We start from the raw sequence: 14,901 nt of genomic DNA, 5'->3' as shown, positions 1-14,901 counted from the left end.
TTCCGCGGGATTCCGCGGCCGGCCGGATCAGCGCTCGCCTGCGGCGAGGCGTCGCTCCAGTTCGGCCACCCGTGCTTCCAGCGCGTCGAGCTGGGCGCGGGTGCGCGCCAGCACCTCTTTCTGCACGTCGAATTCCTCGCGCGTGACCAGATCCAGCCGCGAGAACATGGCGCTGGCCATGGCCTTGGCGTTCTTTTCGAGATCGCGCGCCGGGCTGGCGGCGATCAGTTCGGAAAAGCGGCTGGACAATTCTTCGAGCATCTTGGGATTGAGCATCGCACTCTCCTGACAGTCAGCATATGTATACAACGCGGCACGCCTCGAACCGCCGACAGCGGCCGCCACGCCGCGCATTGTGCCGTCAAAGGCCGCACTGACGCGAACCGGCAGACCCGGCAATGCATGACGATGGTGTGATCCGGTGCGCGCGGGCACCGATTTCGCGCACGCCGGCGAGCCGGACAACCGAACCCGACCCTTTGCGCACCGCTTTGGTGCCCACCGGTTTTCCTGCGCGTGAACTTGGGGCAAGGGGCCGCGAGGTGCGCGCAGTCATTCGTGTCAAAACATTACAAGCCATTGAATAAACGTGGATTCTTTTGCTGGCACGCTCCATGCAAGGAAGGTCGAGCAGTCTTCCCAACAATCCAGGAGTGAACCTCATGCAAAAGACTCTGATCGCCGCCGCGCTCGCCAGTGCCCTGACCCTGCCCGCCCTGTCGGCTCACGCCGAGGAAGAGCCGGCCAGCCCGCACACCTTCACCGGCAACGTCGGCCTGTTCAGCCAGTACGTGTTCCGCGGCATCAGCCAGACCAATGAAGACATCGCGCTGCAGGGCGGTTTCGACTACTCGCACGCCAGCGGCTTCTACATCGGCACCTGGGGCTCGAACATTTCGTGGCTGACCGACTCGTCCGCAGTGACCGGCTACAACTCGTCCAGCCTCGAACTGGATGTGTACGGCGGCTACCGCGGCGCCTTCGGCGACAGCGGCGTGACCTACGACGTGGGCCTGCTGCAGTACATCTACCCGGGTGACCGCGTCGCCGGCGCCGTCAAGGCGGACACGCTGGAAGCCTACGTGGCGGTGGGCTGGAAGTTCCTGTCGGCCAAGTACTCGTACAGCATGGGCGACACCTTCGGCGTGAACAACTCGTCCGGCACCTGGTACCTCGACCTGCAGGCCAACTACCCGATCACCGAATCGCTCACGCTGAACCTGCACTACGGCATCCAGGAATTCAAGGGTTCGAACGGCGGCGTGAGCAACGACTCGGTCGCCTCGTACGAAGACTGGAAGATCGGCGCCTCGTACGCGCTGCCGCAGGGCTTCACCGTCGGTGCCTACTACACTGACACCAGCATGAACCGCACTCAGGAAGCGTTCTACACCAACGCGCTGGGCAAGTATCTGGGCGACGGCCAGACGGTCGTATTCCTGACCAAGACCTTCTGATCCACAAACGCTTCAAGGCATCTGCCAGGGGAATGTCATGAAACTAGTCACTGCCATCATCAAGCCGTTCAAGCTTGACGAAGTGCGTGAGGCGCTGTCCGCCATCGGCGTGCAGGGCATCACCGTCACCGAGGTCAAGGGCTTCGGCCGCCAGAAGGGCCACACCGAGCTGTACCGCGGCGCGGAATACGTGGTCGATTTCCTGCCGAAGGTGAAGATCGAAGCGGCGATCAGCGATGAGCTGGTCGACAGCGTCGTCGAAGCGATCGAGAAGTCCGCCAGCACCGGCAAGATCGGTGACGGCAAGATTTTCGTATTCGAGCTCGAACAGGTCGTCCGCATCCGCACCGGTGAAACCGGCGTTGATGCGCTTTAAGGGAGAACGGGAGATGAAGCGCTTTTTGAGCATCCTGTGCGCCACGCTGGCCATCGGCCTGGCAGCGCCTGTCATGGCAGAAGACCCCCCGGCAGCGCCTGCCGCCGCGACCGCGGAAGCGGCTGCGCCGGCTGCTGCCCCCGCTGCACCGGAAGCGGCTCCGGCCGCCGCCGAAGCGGCACCCGCTGCGGCCGAAGCCGCACCGGCCCCCAGCTTCAACAAGGGCGATACCGTCTGGATGATGCTGGCCTCCATCCTGGTCATCATGATGGCGGTGCCGGGCCTGGCGCTGTTCTACGGCGGCCTGGTGCGTTCGAAGAACATGCTGTCCATCCTGATGCAGGTGATGACCGTGTTCTCGCTGATCGTGGTGCTCTGGTTCGTGTATGGCTACTCGCTGGCCTTCACCGCGGGCAACCCCTTCATCGGCACGCTGGACAAGCTCTTCCTGAAGGGCGTCACCATCGATTCGCTGGGCGCGACCTTCAGCAAGGGTGTGTACATCCCTGAAATGATCTTCGCCGCCTTCCAGTCGACCTTTGCCGGCATCACCGCCGCACTGATCATCGGCGCCTTCGCCGAGCGCGTGAAGTTCTCCGCCGTGCTGCTGTTCTCGGTGCTGTGGTTCACGTTCAGCTACATCCCGGTCGCGCACATGGTGTGGTACTGGGACGGCCCGGACGCGATCACCTCGGCTGAAACCCTGGCCACCGTCACCAGCAACGCCGGTTTCCTGTGGGCCAAGGGCGCGCTGGACTTCGCGGGCGGCACCGTGGTGCACATCAACGCCGGCGTGGCCGGTCTGGTGGGCGCCTACATGGTCGGCAAGCGTGTCGGCTACGGCAAGGAATCGATGGCGCCGCACTCGCTGGTGATGACCATGGTCGGCGCCTCGCTGCTGTGGGTGGGCTGGTTCGGTTTCAACGCCGGCTCCAACCTGGAAGCCAACGGTACCGCCGTGCTGGCCTTCGCCACCACGCTGATCGCCACCGCCGCCGCCACCGTGTCCTGGCTGATGGGCGAATGGATCCTGAAGGGCAAGCCGTCGATGCTGGGTGCAGCGTCGGGCGCAGTGGCCGGTCTGGTCGCCATCACCCCGGCCTGCGGCTTCGTCGGCCCGATGGGTGCCCTGATCATGGGTCTGGTGTCCGGCATCGTCTGCCTGTGGGGCGTGAATGGCCTGAAGCACATGCTCGGCGCCGATGACGCGCTCGACGTGTTCGGCGTGCATGGCGTGGGCGGCATCCTGGGTGCCATCCTGACCGGCGTGTTCGCCTCGCCCTCGCTCGGCGGCACCGGCGTGTATGACTACGTGACCAACGGCGTGGCCGAAGGCTACGACATCATGGGTCAGGTGATCACCCAGGCCACCGCGGTCGGCGTGACCATCATCTGGACTGCCGTCGTGTCCTTCATCGCCTTCAAGCTGGTCGATATCTTCATCGGCCTGCGTGTGCCGGAAGACGAAGAGCGCGAAGGCCTGGACGTGACCGCCCACGGCGAAACCGCCTACCGTCTCTGATCGACGGACAGAACACTCCTCCAGCAATGGTTAGGGCGCCTTCGGGCGCCCTTTTTTTCGCCCTTGTTTCGCCGCCGTTTCACCCTTACACAAAGACACACAAGACCCGAAGTTTCGCCTCCAAGTGTCTGAAATCGCACGAATCGCACATGGAATTCCGCGCTATTGTCGCGATGATCCCGCGCCAGACCGGGCCACACTGACCTCCCCCTCTGCAGGAGACGGAAATGAAACGGATCAATCGCTTCATGCGCGCCGGCTACCGTTCGGCGACACGCCACGCGCTGCCCTTCTGCGCCGTCGCGTCGGCCTCCGCCCTGGTCGCCGGCCTGTCCGGCGCGGCGCTGTGCTTCGGCGGACTGGCGGTGGTGGGCTACGTGCTGCGTCCTTCGAGCACGGTACAGATCTGACCGGGCCGCGGCCTGCCCCGATACGGACATCACGCGCAGGCCGCGAACACCCTGCGATCGGCGCGACCCTCGCCTTACGGCGCCGGCGCCCACTGCGCCGCCTGTCCTCACCCCTGCGACCCGCGCACTGCAGATCCGGAAACCGGCCCGCTGCGCAACCTCGCGCAGCGCATGTACGTCCTCATGCGCGCTGCCGCGTTGCTGCAGGAAGCGCAGCCGGTCGCGGTCGATCACGGTTGCAGAGTAGGATCACGGGCGCTCCGGCCGCGAGCGGGCACGGATCGCTCCGGATCGATGAACCGGCGGCGGCGTCACAGCGCGCCGCCCCCCAAGCAAGAGGACAGCACGTGAACAAGTTTGCCCTGCGCACCCTGACCGGACTGGCGGCGTTCGCCGCCGCCGGTCTCATTCATGCGCAAGCACCGGTCGACGATTTTCCGGACGAGGAACGCGACCGGATGCGCACCCAGGCGGCCGAACTGAAGGAACAGGCGAAGACGAAGAAGGAAGAGGCGGTGCGGGTACGCGACGCCGCTTACACCGAATGCTGGCAGCGCACGCTGGTGTCGTCCTGCCTGGAACGCGCCGACGAGGCCTATCGTGGCAGCACGACCGCCGCCCGCCGGCTGGAGATCCAGGCCGGCGACATCGAGCGCGACATCCGCCGCCGGTCGGCCGAGGCGCGTCGCGCGGACAAGCAGCGCGCGGCGGAGGCCCGGCGCGAGAAGGCGATCGAGGTCAACGCGAAAACACGCGAGCAGGACGCCCAGCGCGAAGCGGCCGCTGCGGCGCGCGCGGCCAAGGACGCCGAACTGGCGGGTCAGGCCGAGGCACAGGCGCGCGAACAGGCCCGCAAAGATGCCGAACTGGCAGCACGCCGCAAGCAGGAAGACGCCCGGGCCGCCCAGCGCGCCGCCGACCAGCGGAAAAAGGCGGCCGCCATCGACGAACGGGTGAAAAAGCGCGAGGAAGAGCATGCCCGCCGCGAGGCGGAAGCCGCGGCCAAGGCAGCGGCACAGGAGGCGGCCGGCAAGGCGCCCTGAGCGCCTGTCACGCAGCCCCCGGCGGCGGTACTTCGTTTCAGCGATGCGGCGTGTGATGCCCGGGTGCGGCGTGGTGAGTGCCGGCCGCCGCGTGATGATGCAGCGCGGCGTGGTCCGGCTCGTGCGGCATCCGGTGGCCCACCCACTGCGGCAGCAGCGAGCCGATCACCATGCCGGTGGCGCTCACCACCAGGCCGATCAGCTGCGGCGGCACCAGACTGGCTTCGCCAACCAGCACCTCGACCAGCAGCCATGAGGACAGACCGCCGATGATGGCGGCCAGGGCGCCCTGCGTGGTGGCGCGCTTCCAGAAGGCGCCGAAGAACAGCGGCACGAAAGCACCGGCCAGCGTCACCTTGTAGGCGTTCTCCACCATGCCGAAAATGCTGCTTTCCGAATTGAGCGCCACCGCCAGCACCGCGCTGGCAAAGCCGACGATGGCACCGCGCATCACGAACAGCAGCTGGCGGTCGCTCATGCGCGGGTAGAAGCCCTTGACGATGTTTTCCGCGAAGGTGACCGACGGCGCCAGCAGCGTGGCCGACGAACAGCTCATGATGGCCGACAGCACCGCGCCGAAGAACAGGATCTGGGCGATCAGCGGCGTGTGCTGCATCACCAGAGTCGGCAGCACGCGCTGCGAATCTTCCTCGATCAGCGCGCCGAAGGTGGCCGGGTCGATCAGCGTCGCCGAATAGGCGATGAACATCGGCACGAAGCAGAACACGAAATAGATGCTGGCGCCGAGCACCGAGCCGGCCACCGCGGTCTTCGCGGTCTTTGCCGAGGTGACGCGCTGGAACACGTCCTGCTGCGGAATCGAGCCCAGCATCATGGTGAGCCAGGCGCCGATGAAGGTGATCCACAGCCAGGGGTCGGCCGGCGGGAAGAAGTCGAGCTTGCCGGCTGCCGACGCGTGCTCGATCACCGGGGCGACGCCGCCGGTCAGGCCGCTGATGATCCAGGCGATGTACAGCAGGCCGCCCATGGACACCGCCATCTGCACGAAATCGAGAATGGCCACCGAGAACATGCCGCCGAAGGTGGTGTAGGTGAGCACGATGAGCGCGCCCAGCACCATGCCCGCATGCTGGCTCACGCCGCCATCGGTCACCATGAAGAAGATGAGGCCCATGGCCTTGATCTGCGCCGCCACCCAGCCCAGGTAGGACACCACGATGCACATCGACGTGATCGCCTCGACCGAGCGGCTGTAGCGCATCCGGTAGTAGTCGCCGACGGTCAGGATGTTCAGCTTGTACAGCTTGGAGGCGAAGAAGAAGCCGGCGATGATCAGGCACATCGACGAACCGAAGGGGTCGGCCACCACGCCGCCCAGGCCGGAGGTGACGAACTGGGCCGACACGCCGAACACCGCCTCGGCGCCGAACCAGGTGGCGAACACCGTGGCGGTGACCACCGGCAGCGGCAGGCTGCGCCCGGCCACCGCAAAATCCTTGGCGTTATGGACACGGGTCGCGGCAAACAGGCCGATGCCGACCGACACCATCAGATAGAGCACGACGAACCAGATCAGCATGAAAGCCCCGGCAAGACAGGATGCGCGGCGCGGCACGACGCCGCGCGACCGCAATGATAGCGGCGCGCATCAGGGCGTGTACGGGGGTTTGAGGCTGATTTTCGGTCAGGCCGAAAGACGATAGCGCGGCAGCACCGGCAGCGCGGAATCAGCCACCATTTCGAGCACCACCCGGCCTTCGACCCGCAGGCCGGACAGGTGGATGTGCAGCTGGGTGACCAGCGCGTTATGCAGCGTATCGTCCAGCGAAAAGCCGCTCTCGGCGTCGGTCAGATCCACGGCCGGCTGCGCCGCTTCGGCCTGCAGGCCGAAAGCCCCGCCCAGACCGCCGCGGCAGGCGTCGATCACGATGCTGCCGAGCTCGGACAGCGCGTCCTGTTCCAGCTCGGACAGTTCGCCCAGCAGCACCGGAAGACCGAGCATGCGGCGCACGATCAGCCGGGCGCCCTCCTCCGGCAGCACCAGCATGCCCTGCGTATGGAGGTCGTCGGCGGTGCGCATGCGCTGCGTGATCATGCACAGCCGGCCACCACTGTAGCGATCGAGCCCGTGCAGACTGCCTTCCAGCCCCCCGCGGTCGACCAGTGCGACGTCCAGCACCGACATGCCGACCCGGTCGGCCACGACCTTGGAGAAGGTGAGGGCCGCGCCGTGCATGGAACGGGTCATGGACCCGGCCAGCGCGCCCATGCGTACCGAGGGAAAGTTCATTGCGCGGGCCTCCAGCAGGACGACGCGCATGCGTACCGAATCTGAAACACCGGGATCGTTTTCATCGTTGTGCTCTCGCGGCATGAAGCAGCACTAACGACGGTGGCCCGTCCGACTTTAGGGCGGCAGCATGAGGCTCGGGATCAGCTCCCGAACAGCCGCCACAGCTCCACGCCGATCAGCGTGGCCACCAGCAGACAGAGCACGCGCAGCCAGCGCATCAGGCCACGGTGACGGCGCTCGGCGGCGGCCGGCTCCTGCGTCACGTCGAACTCGGCGGCGCGGCCGAGCACCCGGTGCGCCAGCCGCGGCAGTTCGGGCAGCGTGAGCGCCCAGCCCGGCGCCTCTTCCGCCAGCTTGCGGCGCAGCGCGCGCCAGCCCATCTGCTCGTTCATCCAGCGCTCGAGGAAGGGCTTGGCGGTCTTCCACAGATCGAGGTCGGGATCGAGCTGGCGGCCCAGACCTTCGATGTTGAGCAGCGTCTTCTGCAGCATCACCAGCTGCGGCTGGATTTCGACATTGAAGCGGCGCGACACCTGGAACAGCCGCAGCAGCGTGCGGCCGAACTCGATTTCCTTCAGCGGCTTGTCGAAGATGGGCTCGCACACCGCACGGATCGCCGCCTCGAACTCGTCCACCCGGGTGCCGCGCGGCACCCAGCCGGCATCGACGTGGGCCTGCGCCACCCGCTTGTAGTCGCGCTGGAAGAAGGCGAGGAAGTTCTGCGCCAGGTAGTTCTTGTCGACGTCGGTCAGCGTGCCCATGATGCCGAAGTCGAGCGCGATGTACTGGCCGTCCGGGGCGACGAAAATGTTGCCCGGATGCATGTCGGCGTGGAAGAAGCCGTCGCGGAACACCTGGGTGAAGAAGATTTCGACACCGGCGCGCGACAGCGCGGCCATATCCACGCCCTGGGCGCGCAGCGCATCGACCTGCGAGATCGGCAGGCCGTGCATGCGCTGCATCACCATCGCGGTCGGGCCGCAGTAGTCCCAGTACACCTCGGGCACCGACAGCAGCGGCGAGTCGCGGAAGTTGCGGCGCAGCTGCGAACAGTTCGACGCCTCGCGCATCAGGTCCAGTTCGTCGCCGAGGTGCTTGGAGAACTCCGCCACCACCTCGCGCGCCTTCAGCCGGCGACCCTCCGACCACACCCGTTCGAGCAGCGCGGCCGCAGTTTCCATCAGCGCGATGTCGTTGGCGATGATGTGCTCGATGCCCGGCCGCAGCACCTTGACCGCCACCTCCTCGCCGCTGGGCAGCAGCGCGAAGTGCACCTGCGCCACCGAGGCGGACGCCACCGGCTGCGTTTCGAAGCGGGCGAACACCTGCGCCAGCGGCCGGCCATAGAAGGCCTCCAGCCGGGCAATCGCCTGTTCCGACGGGAAGGGCGGCACGCGGTCCTGCAGCTTGGCCAGTTCGTCGGCCAGATCCGGCGGCAGCAGATCGCGCCGGGTGGACAGCATCTGTCCGAACTTCACGAAGATGGGGCCGAGCGCCTCCAGCGCCTGCCGCAGCCGCACCGCGCGCGGCGCGTCGAAGCGGCGGCCGAGCCGGGTGACACGCAGCAGGCCGGCGAAGCGCAGCCTGCTGCCGGCATCGATCAGCATCTGGTCCAGCCCATAACGCAGGCTGACCGTCACGATCTTGAGCAGTCGCAACCAGCGCATCGGCTCAGCCCCTCGTCAGGGCAGTGATCGGGGTCGGACGGGCGGCGTGAAACGTCATGTTTCCAAATTCGGCGGGCGCGCGGGGAGCGCGCACTGTACAAGAAGGGCCGCCGGCCCGGAAGCCGCGCCGGGAAGGCGGCCACGGGCTCGCGTTATACTTCGCCGCTTCCGAATGCATCCGCGCCCTGCGCCCCTGTTTCATCCATGACCCCCGAACTGCGCCTGGAACTGACCCGTCTGCTGCATGCCTCGCTCGCCAGCGTGGCACCGGATCTCGCCGCGCCCGACATCATCCTCGACCGCCCGAAGCAGGCCGCCCACGGCGACCTCGCCTGCAATGTGGCCCTGCAGCTCGCGAAGGCGCTGAAGCAGAACCCGCGCGTGATCGCCGAGCGCATCGTGCGCGAACTGCCGCCGTCGACGCTGATCGAGCGCGCCGAAGTGGCGGGCGCCGGCTTCATCAACTTCTTCTTCAGCGCGTCGGTGAAGCAGGCCATCGTCGGCCGCATCCTCACCGAACGCGAACGCTACGGGCGCTCCGACAGCGGCGCGGGCAAGAAGGTGCAGATCGAATTCGTGTCGGCCAACCCGACCGGCCCGCTGCACGTCGGCCACGGCCGCGGTGCGGCCTACGGTTCGGCGCTGTCCAACCTGCTGGAAGCCGCCGGCTACGCGGTCACCCGCGAGTTCTACGTGAACGACGCCGGCCGCCAGATGGACATCCTGGCGGTGTCGGTGTGGCTGCGCTACATGGAAACCCAGGGCAGCGCGATCAGATTCCCGGCCGACGGTTACCGCGGCGATTACGTGCGCGACATCGGCGCCGAACTGTTCGTGCAGCAGGGCCCACGCCTGAACCGCCCGACCGCCGACCTGCCGGACGCCTCGGTGCCCGGCGACACCGCCGACGCCCAGCTCGACGCGCTGATCGCTGCCGCCAAGAAGGCGCTCGGCGACGACTGGTGGACGGTGCACCGCTTCGCGCTGGATGCCATGCTGGCCGACCAGCGCAACGACCTGGGCGAATTCCGCGTGCATTACGACGTGTGGTATTCGGAACAGTCGCTACACACCAACGGTGCGGTCGACCGCGCGGTGAAGCGCCTGCAGGACGCCGGCCACATCTACGAACAGGACGGCGCGCTGTGGTTCCGCTCCACCCATTTCGGTGACGAGAAGGACCGTGTGGTCCGCCGCGACAACGGCATCTACACCTATTTCGCGTCCGACATCGCCTACCACGCCGAGAAGTTCGCGCGCGGCTTCGATCTGGTGATCGACGTGTGGGGCGCCGACCACCACGGCTACATTCCGCGGGTGAAGGGCGCGCTGACCGCGCTCGGCGAGAACCCGGACAGGCTGGAAATCGCGCTGGTGCAGTTCGCGGTGCTCTACCGCGGCGGCGAGAAAGCGGCCATGGGCAAGCGTTCGGGCGACTTCGTCACGCTGCGCGACCTGCGCGCCGAAGTGGGCAACGACGCCGCGCGCTTCTTCTACGTGCTGCGCAAGAGCGACCAGCATCTGGATTTCGACCTCGATCTGGCCAAGTCGGAATCGAACGACAACCCGGTCTATTACATCCAGTACGCGCACGCGCGTATCTGCTCGGTGCTGCGTGAAGCGGTGGCCAATCACGCGCTGGACCTGTCGCTGCTGCAGGGTGTGCCGGTTGACAGCCTGTCCGGCGAGAAGGAACTGCTGCTGGCCCAGCGCCTGGCCGAATTCCCGGACGTGATCACCGCGGCAGTGGCCGACCGCGCACCGCACTCGGTGGCCTTTTACCTGCGTGACGTGGCGTCCGACTTCCACGCCTTCTACAACGCCTCGCGCATGCTGGTGGACGATCTGGCCGTGCGCGAAGCCCGCCTTGCGCTGGCGGCGGCCACTCGGCAGGTCATCGCCAACGGCCTCGCCCTGCTCGGCGTGTCCGCCCCGGAAACCATGTAAATGGCCAAAGCCCCGCAGAAGAAGGCCCCGCCCCGCAAGAGCCGCGGCGGCACCGTGGTCGGCATCTTCATCGGCCTGGTGCTGGGCGTGGTGCTGAGTGCCGGCGTGATGTGGTACATCCACGGCTCCTCGCTGCCGCTGCAGGTGCGCGAGAACGCGCCGGCCCCCGGCCTGGCCCCGTCGCAGCCGGCGGCACTGCCGGGCAAGCCGGGCGACAAGGCCGCCGTGCCGGCACCGGCCGAAACCAAGCGCTTCGACTTCTACGACCTGCTGCCGGGCAATGCGCAGGCCCCGGGCAACGACAAGCCGGCCGCGCCCGCCGCAGAGGCGGCGCCGGCACCTGCACCGGCTGCACCGGCTGCACCGGCCGCGGACGCCCCGGTGGCCAAGCTCATCCTGCAGGCCGGCGCGTTCTCTTCGGAAGAAGAAGCGGACAACCTGCGGGCGCGTCTTGCGTTGATCGGTCTGGAATCCAGCGTGCAGAAGGGCACGGTGGCCGGCAAGGGCACGCTCTACCGCGTGCGGCTCGGCCCCTTCGCCAGCGCGGAGGAGATGCAGCGCACCCGCGCTGAACTGGCTCAGAACGGAATCGAGGCATCGGTTGTCCGATGACACCGGATCGCTACGGAATAACAGGAGAACACATGAAATTCGGATTCAAGACGCTCGCAGCGCTGGCCCTCGCCGGCTTCATGTCCATGGGTGTCGGCGCCGCGCCGCTGACCGACAAGGACTTCCGCGAAATCAGGCCGGCGCAGTCGACCGAACCGGGCAACAAGGTCGAGGTGATCGAGTTCTTCTGGTATGGCTGCCCGCACTGCTTCGATCTGGAGCCGACGCTGAAGAAGTGGCTGTCCAAGATGCCGTCCGACGTCACCTTCAAGCGGGTGCCGGCCATCTTCCGCCAGTCCTGGGTGCCGGGCGCGCAGACCTACTACACGCTGGAAACCCTGGGCGAGCTCGACCGCCTGCACGGCAAGGTGTTCGATGCCATCCACGTCGACCGCCAGCCTTTCAATGACATCGGCGCGATTTCGACCTGGATGGGCAAGAACGGCATCGACGCCAAGAAGTTCGAAGAGACCGCCAAGTCCTTCGCGGTGTCCGGCAAGGTGCAGCGCGCGCAGCAGATGAGTGCCGCCTATCAGCTGACCGGCGTGCCGGCGCTGGTGGTCGATGGCAAGTACATCGCACTCGGCAACAGCTACGAAGCCATGCTGGTCAATCTGGACGCGCTGATCGAGCGCGCACGCGCCGAACGCGCCGCTGCCGGCAAGAAGTGAATCCGGCCGCTTCGCTGACCACGACGGGTGCCCGCGCGGCGCCCGTTGTTTTTTTGACCGGCGCATCGACCGGCATCGGCGAGGCACTGGCCCGCCATTACGCGGCGCAGGGCGCGACGCTGGGGCTGGTGGCCCGCCGCGGCGCGCTGCTCGACACGGTGCGCGCCCGCCTGCCCGGCCGGCATTTCAGCTATGTGGCCGACGTGCGCGACGCCGACGCGCTGCGCGCTGCGGCCGAAACCTTCATCGCGGACGCCGGCCTGCCTGATCTGGTGATCGCCAACGCCGGCGTGTCGGTCGGCACGCTGACCGGCGAACAGGACGACCTGCCCGCCTTCGAGGCGGTGTTCGACATCAACGTGCTGGGGCTGGTGCGCACCTTCGCGCCTTTCGTGAAGCCGATGCAGGCACGCGGCGCGGGCACGCTGGTCGGCGTCGCCTCGGTCGCCGGCATCCGCGGCCTGCCGGGCGCCGGCGCCTACAGCGCGTCCAAGTCCGCCGCCATCAGCTATCTCGAAAGCCTGCGGGTCGAACTGCGCGGCAGCGGCGTGCAGGTGAAGACGCTGTGCCCGGGCTACATCGACACGCCGATGACCGAGAAGAACCCCTACCCCATGCCCTTCATGCTGGATGCCGACGACGCGGCGGCGCGCTTTGCCCGCTTCTTCGACAGCCGGCGCAGCTACGCGGTCATTCCGTGGCAGATGGGCGTGGTCGCCAAGATCATGCGACTGCTGCCCAACCCGGTGTATGACGCGCTGGCGGTGAAATCCGGGCGCAAGCCGCGCGGGACGCTGTAGTCCGCTGCAGGCCTCGGCCTGAGGCGGTGAGCCGGCTACAGGCGTGCTCCGGAATGGAGCGAGGCATGCGCAGGCACACCGCCGGTGAACACGTCGAACGCCTGGTGTGGGCGCCGTGACCCGCTGGCGTCGCGATCAGGAAGCGGCGGCGCTCAGCCTTCGCCGGATCCGCGCCACATCGCGTGAAAGTGATGCACCGGCCCGCGGCCGCCGCCCACGTCCAGCTGATCCGCCGCCGCCAGCGACGCGTTGAGATAGTCCTTCGCGCGGCGTACCGCGCTCACCGTATCGGTGGTCGGCAGCAGCGCCGCGACGGCCGCGGCCAGCGTGCATCCGGTGCCGTGATCGCGGGTGGTGGCGAGGCGCTGCGCCGGCAGTTCGAGCACGCCGTCCGGGCCACCCAGCAGATCGGTGCTGTGCGGCGCACGCAGATGACCACCCTTGAGCAGCACCCACTGCGGCCCGAGTGCGCTCAGCGCGGCCAGCATGGCGTGCATGTCGTCCAGCGACTGCGGCGGCGGGCAATCGAGCAGCACCGCCGCTTCCGGCAGATTGGGCGTGATCAGCGCCGCCAACGGCAGCAGTTCTTCGCGCAGAGCGGCCACTGCGTCCGGCAGCAGCAGATGGTCGCCGCTCTTGGCCACCATGACCGGATCAACCACCACCGGACAGCGCGCATGCCGGCGCAGCCGGTCCGCCACCACACGGGCGATCGCCGCGTTGGCGATCATGCCCACCTTCACCGCATCGACCCGCACATCGTCGAACACCGCGTCGATCTGCGCACCGACAAAATCCGGCTCCAGCACCACGAAGCTGCGCACACCGCGGGTGTTCTGCGCCACCACCGCGGTGATCGCGCCCATGCCGTAGGCGCCGAGCGCGGAAAAAGTCTTGAGGTCGGCCTGCAGGCCGGCACCGCCGGTGGGGTCGGTGCCGGCGATGGTGAGGACGTTGGGGATCATGTAGAGGGTTTCTGCGTGTGGGCGATCATGATGACGCACGTGGGGCGCAACGACGATCTATGCGCGTCTCTTACCGTATGCAGGCAGGCGCCGCCTGTCACCTTTTGGCGCAGCCGGCGAACGGGTGCAGTGCGCGCGGATGTCTGCGCTGAGAGAAAGATCGCCGGACCGCCACGCCTTATGTATCCGCGACGCCGTGCGGGTGGTAGCTATCTCGGTGGAGATGCTGTGGAACGACGCTCTCGCAAGAGTACCTCCATCGCTGCCGACGGTTTCCGATTGCAAAAAGGAATCTGATGGCAGGCGGCCGTCACGAGCTGTATTCCACTCTATTGCCCAGTCCGATGCGCAACGCGCCAACATCGAGGTCAAGGCGTGACGGGCCACGGTGTCCGGGCCAACGCCCTCGCTGGGCCTCCCCTGCCGCTCACTTTGAGTCCCTGAGCGCCAGACCAGGATGTCCTCGCAGTTCACGAATATTCACAGGTCTTATCCACCCGTTGAAGCCGGACACTCATGTCATACTTGAAATGAATGTGGTTTGCAGATGCGTACCACCGTCACAACAAATAGATGACAGTTTCGACATGATGAATTCAATCCGTATTTGGCTCTCGGTCTCTGCGCTGGGTCTGCTTGGCGCAGGTTGCAGCAACCTGCCGGCCCCCCACTACACGGGATCGATAGAAAACGTTCAGCGTCTCAAGGCCACGCCGTTCTCGGTCAAGGTGGGTCGCGTGGACGCACCGGTGACCAAGGCCGCGCCCTATCCAATCAGCCTGCGGGCCTCTCCGCTCATATCGCCGTATGAGAACTCTTTCGGCAGTTACCTCGCTGAGGCGATCCGGACCGAACTGAAACTGGCAGGCCGTCTTTCGCCGGACAGCGAGATCGAGATCACGGGAACGGTGCTGCGGAACGACATCGATGTCTCGGGCTTCAGTGTGGCATTTGGCGACATCGAAGCGCGATTCGTCGTGATGAAAGGCAACGACGTCCGTTATGACCAGGTCAAATCCGCACATCATCAGTGGGAGTCCGCATTCGCGGGCGCCATCGCGATTCCCCAGGCAGTGAATGAGTACCCGCGCCTGGTGCAGAAGCTGCTCGCAACGCTTTATGCGGACAGCGCCTTCCTGAACGCTCTCCAGTAATCCTCGTACCTCGTCACTTCCCA

Annotated in this window: 15 protein-coding genes; 10 read left to right on the top strand and 5 right to left on the bottom strand. The window is 66.8% G+C overall.

Annotated elements, in window-relative coordinates; genetic code table 11:
• Positions 1-27: 27 nt before the first annotated feature.
• A complete protein-coding gene (locus tag METUNV1_RS16205; RefSeq protein WP_008063663.1) occupies positions 28-276 on the bottom strand; it encodes an accessory factor UbiK family protein in 249 nt (82 codons plus the stop codon).
• A 386-nt stretch (positions 277-662) separates the two neighbouring features.
• Between METUNV1_RS16205 and METUNV1_RS16200 the strand changes: the two genes are divergently transcribed.
• From METUNV1_RS16200 to METUNV1_RS16180, 5 genes are all read left to right on the top strand, one after another.
• Positions 663-1,457, top strand: a complete 795-nt coding sequence (locus tag METUNV1_RS16200; protein ID WP_008063655.1) for a TorF family putative porin — start codon at positions 663-665, stop codon at positions 1,455-1,457.
• A 37-nt stretch (positions 1,458-1,494) separates the two neighbouring features.
• Entirely contained in the window at positions 1,495-1,833 is a 339-nt protein-coding gene (gene glnK / locus METUNV1_RS16195; protein ID WP_008063653.1) for a P-II family nitrogen regulator, read from the top strand.
• A 13-nt stretch (positions 1,834-1,846) separates the two neighbouring features.
• The gene (locus METUNV1_RS16190; protein WP_043360157.1) at positions 1,847-3,355 is read left to right on the top strand and encodes an ammonium transporter; all 1,509 of its coding nucleotides are present in this window, start codon (positions 1,847-1,849) and stop codon (positions 3,353-3,355) included.
• Positions 3,356-3,582: 227 nt separating this feature from the next.
• The gene (locus METUNV1_RS16185; protein ID WP_008063651.1) at positions 3,583-3,765 is read left to right on the top strand and encodes a hypothetical protein; all 183 of its coding nucleotides are present in this window, start codon (positions 3,583-3,585) and stop codon (positions 3,763-3,765) included.
• Positions 3,766-4,112: 347 nt separating this feature from the next.
• Positions 4,113-4,808, top strand: a complete 696-nt coding sequence (locus METUNV1_RS16180) for a hypothetical protein (protein ID WP_008063649.1) — start codon at positions 4,113-4,115, stop codon at positions 4,806-4,808.
• 37 nt (positions 4,809-4,845) lie between these two features.
• Here METUNV1_RS16180 and METUNV1_RS16175 read toward each other — a convergent pair whose 3' ends face one another.
• The 3 genes from METUNV1_RS16175 to ubiB form a co-directional block, all read right to left on the bottom strand.
• Positions 4,846-6,348: a high affinity choline transporter 1 gene (locus METUNV1_RS16175; RefSeq protein ID WP_008063647.1), complete on the bottom strand. Its 1,503-nt coding sequence runs from the start codon at positions 6,346-6,348 to the stop codon at positions 4,846-4,848.
• 105 nt (positions 6,349-6,453) lie between these two features.
• Positions 6,454-7,059 carry a hypothetical protein gene (locus METUNV1_RS16170; protein WP_008063642.1) on the bottom strand — a complete coding sequence of 202 codons (606 nt, stop codon included), beginning with the start codon at positions 7,057-7,059 and terminating at the stop codon, positions 6,454-6,456.
• Positions 7,060-7,202: 143 nt separating this feature from the next.
• Entirely contained in the window at positions 7,203-8,729 is a 1,527-nt protein-coding gene (gene ubiB, locus METUNV1_RS16165) for a ubiquinone biosynthesis regulatory protein kinase UbiB (protein WP_008063636.1), read from the bottom strand.
• Between the two features lie 204 nt (positions 8,730-8,933).
• Here ubiB and argS point away from each other — a divergent pair, with 204 nt between their 5' ends.
• From argS to METUNV1_RS16145, 4 genes are read left to right on the top strand one after another with little or no spacing between them, the layout of a single operon-like run.
• Entirely contained in the window at positions 8,934-10,676 is a 1,743-nt protein-coding gene (gene argS, locus METUNV1_RS16160; protein ID WP_008063634.1) for an arginine--tRNA ligase, read from the top strand.
• The gene (locus METUNV1_RS16155; RefSeq protein ID WP_008063633.1) at positions 10,677-11,288 is read left to right on the top strand and encodes an SPOR domain-containing protein; all 612 of its coding nucleotides are present in this window, start codon (positions 10,677-10,679) and stop codon (positions 11,286-11,288) included. It begins immediately after the preceding gene.
• Between the two features lie 32 nt (positions 11,289-11,320).
• Entirely contained in the window at positions 11,321-11,959 is a 639-nt protein-coding gene (locus tag METUNV1_RS16150; protein ID WP_008063631.1) for a thiol:disulfide interchange protein DsbA/DsbL, read from the top strand.
• Positions 11,956-12,759, top strand: a complete 804-nt coding sequence (locus tag METUNV1_RS16145) for an SDR family oxidoreductase (RefSeq protein WP_232416309.1) — start codon at positions 11,956-11,958, stop codon at positions 12,757-12,759. Before METUNV1_RS16150 ends, METUNV1_RS16145 begins: the two co-directional genes overlap by 4 nt.
• A 152-nt stretch (positions 12,760-12,911) precedes the next feature.
• Here METUNV1_RS16145 and thiD read toward each other — a convergent pair whose 3' ends face one another.
• Positions 12,912-13,724 carry a bifunctional hydroxymethylpyrimidine kinase/phosphomethylpyrimidine kinase gene (gene thiD, locus METUNV1_RS16140; protein ID WP_008063629.1) on the bottom strand — a complete coding sequence of 271 codons (813 nt, stop codon included), beginning with the start codon at positions 13,722-13,724 and terminating at the stop codon, positions 12,912-12,914.
• 587 nt (positions 13,725-14,311) lie between these two features.
• Between thiD and METUNV1_RS16135 the strand changes: the two genes are divergently transcribed.
• Positions 14,312-14,878, top strand: coding sequence for a hypothetical protein (locus tag METUNV1_RS16135; protein ID WP_008063627.1), 567 nt, complete (start codon positions 14,312-14,314; stop codon positions 14,876-14,878).
• Positions 14,879-14,901: the final 23 nt, after the last annotated feature.

The organism is Methyloversatilis universalis FAM5 (assembly GCF_000214035.2).
Classification (GTDB): domain Bacteria; phylum Pseudomonadota; class Gammaproteobacteria; order Burkholderiales; family Rhodocyclaceae; genus Methyloversatilis; species Methyloversatilis universalis.
Note: the sequence above shows the minus strand (reverse complement) of the source record. Positions and strands in the feature narration are given on the sequence as shown.

Bases quoted from the DNA above. Each gene is read 5' to 3' on its own strand.
- METUNV1_RS16205 (WP_008063663.1), bottom strand. From the start codon at position 276: ATGCTCAATCCCAAGATGCTCGAAGAATTGTCCAGCCGCTTTTCCGAA.
- METUNV1_RS16200 (WP_008063655.1), top strand. From the start codon at position 663: ATGCAAAAGACTCTGATCGCCGCCGCGCTCGCCAGTGCCCTGACCCTG.
- glnK (WP_008063653.1), top strand. From the start codon at position 1,495: ATGAAACTAGTCACTGCCATCATCAAGCCGTTCAAGCTTGACGAAGTG.
- METUNV1_RS16190 (WP_043360157.1), top strand. From the start codon at position 1,847: ATGAAGCGCTTTTTGAGCATCCTGTGCGCCACGCTGGCCATCGGCCTG.
- METUNV1_RS16185 (WP_008063651.1), top strand. From the start codon at position 3,583: ATGAAACGGATCAATCGCTTCATGCGCGCCGGCTACCGTTCGGCGACA.
- METUNV1_RS16175 (WP_008063647.1), bottom strand. From the start codon at position 6,348: ATGCTGATCTGGTTCGTCGTGCTCTATCTGATGGTGTCGGTCGGCATC.
- METUNV1_RS16170 (WP_008063642.1), bottom strand. From the start codon at position 7,059: ATGAACTTTCCCTCGGTACGCATGGGCGCGCTGGCCGGGTCCATGACC.
- ubiB (WP_008063636.1), bottom strand. From the start codon at position 8,729: ATGCGCTGGTTGCGACTGCTCAAGATCGTGACGGTCAGCCTGCGTTAT.
- argS (WP_008063634.1), top strand. From the start codon at position 8,934: ATGACCCCCGAACTGCGCCTGGAACTGACCCGTCTGCTGCATGCCTCG.
- METUNV1_RS16155 (WP_008063633.1), top strand. From the start codon at position 10,677: ATGGCCAAAGCCCCGCAGAAGAAGGCCCCGCCCCGCAAGAGCCGCGGC.
- METUNV1_RS16150 (WP_008063631.1), top strand. From the start codon at position 11,321: ATGAAATTCGGATTCAAGACGCTCGCAGCGCTGGCCCTCGCCGGCTTC.
- thiD (WP_008063629.1), bottom strand. From the start codon at position 13,724: ATGATCCCCAACGTCCTCACCATCGCCGGCACCGACCCCACCGGCGGT.
- METUNV1_RS16135 (WP_008063627.1), top strand. From the start codon at position 14,312: ATGATGAATTCAATCCGTATTTGGCTCTCGGTCTCTGCGCTGGGTCTG.